Source organism: Rufibacter sp. XAAS-G3-1 (genome assembly GCF_013623775.1).
Classification (GTDB): Bacteria; Bacteroidota; Bacteroidia; order Cytophagales; family Hymenobacteraceae; genus Nibribacter.
In genome coordinates this window covers 1-1,178 of sequence record NZ_JABFAM010000040.1, presented here as the reverse complement: position 1 = coordinate 1,178, position 1,178 = coordinate 1, and the positions used below count along the sequence as shown (strand labels likewise).

Genomic DNA, 1,178 nt, shown 5'->3' with positions numbered 1-1,178 from the left:
AGTAGCTTATTTCTTACGGCATTTAAGACGCTCATTTTGCTCTTGCCCTCCCTGACTTTCCTTTCAAAGTAAGTCCTCATCTCCCCGTTGTTTCGGATACTGCTCAGCGCCGCCATGTGCAGCACCTGCTTGAGTTCCTTGTTGGCGAACTTTGACACACCTGTTTTCCCCATCACGCTCGTGCCGCTTCTGTACTCAAAGGGAGCCACCCCACAGTAGCAGGCCAGCTTGCGGCCGTCCTCCATTCTGGTGAAGCCCTGGGTGTAGACCAGAAGGGAAACAGCGAGAACCTTTCCGACGCCTTTCACTGAGGTGAGCAGGCCGTATATCCGTTTCAGCCCACCGTCCTTCTCGATGAACTGCCGCATCTTTTCCTCCACCAACTCCTTGCTTTCCTCCAGCCCCCTGATAGCCTTTCTGTTCACCTGCTCCAGCGTCTTCCCTGACACGGGGTCTACCTGAAGCAGTTCTTTGATGGTGCCCTTGATACTTTTGAGGGCCTTGATGAGCCTGCCCCTGCTTGCCTGCAAGTCCTTCAGCCGCTCCAGGGTAACACCCGAGAGGGAGAGGCACTGCGCCTCGTTCTGGTGCAGCAGGGCGTAGCGGGCGATTCTCTGGGCGTCCACCTTGTCGTCCTTTCCCCTGACCATGCCGATGGAGCGCTTTATCTGCAGGGCACTCTCCAGCCACACCCTCACACCGCGGGCCAGCAGGTAATGCACCAGTTGCCTGGTGTACATCCCTGTGTGCTCCAGACAGCACAGGGTGTCCGGGCCTGCCTCGCAACCCTGCTGCCTCACCCAGGCCTTCATCCGCTGGAAGCCCTCTTTGTTGTTGTTGAACTTCTGGTGGCGCATCGCCCCCTCGCCCTTTCTGGTCAGGCAAGCGTCCAGGCTGTCCTTGGAGACATCAACGCCCAAGATGAAAGAGGCTTCTTGCTGCTGTGTTAGCTTTTCCATATCTTTTGAGATAAATAAGGCAAGCTGTGAGTCGAAACCTTTATCATGGGCCTTGAATCCCGAAAATCTATATGACTCCTCGCCTGCAATGAAAGTAAAAGCAGCCAGTCTGATTCGTACTGTAGGAATTTCGCCTTGTTAGCGAGTAGTTCACTGGCTGCTCTTCAGGTATGAGCAAAAGTTACTCCGATACCTGGTAATTGAAAAGTATAGTTGTTA

At 54.2% G+C, this 1,178-nt stretch carries 1 protein-coding gene; it reads right to left on the bottom strand.

Translation table 11 applies throughout. The features are described 5' to 3' along the window. Nucleotides 1-959, bottom strand: a 959-nt coding sequence (locus HHO50_RS20890; RefSeq protein WP_181309086.1) for an IS110 family transposase, incomplete at its 3' end; no start/stop codon positions are given. Nucleotides 960-1,178 lie beyond the last annotated feature (219 nt).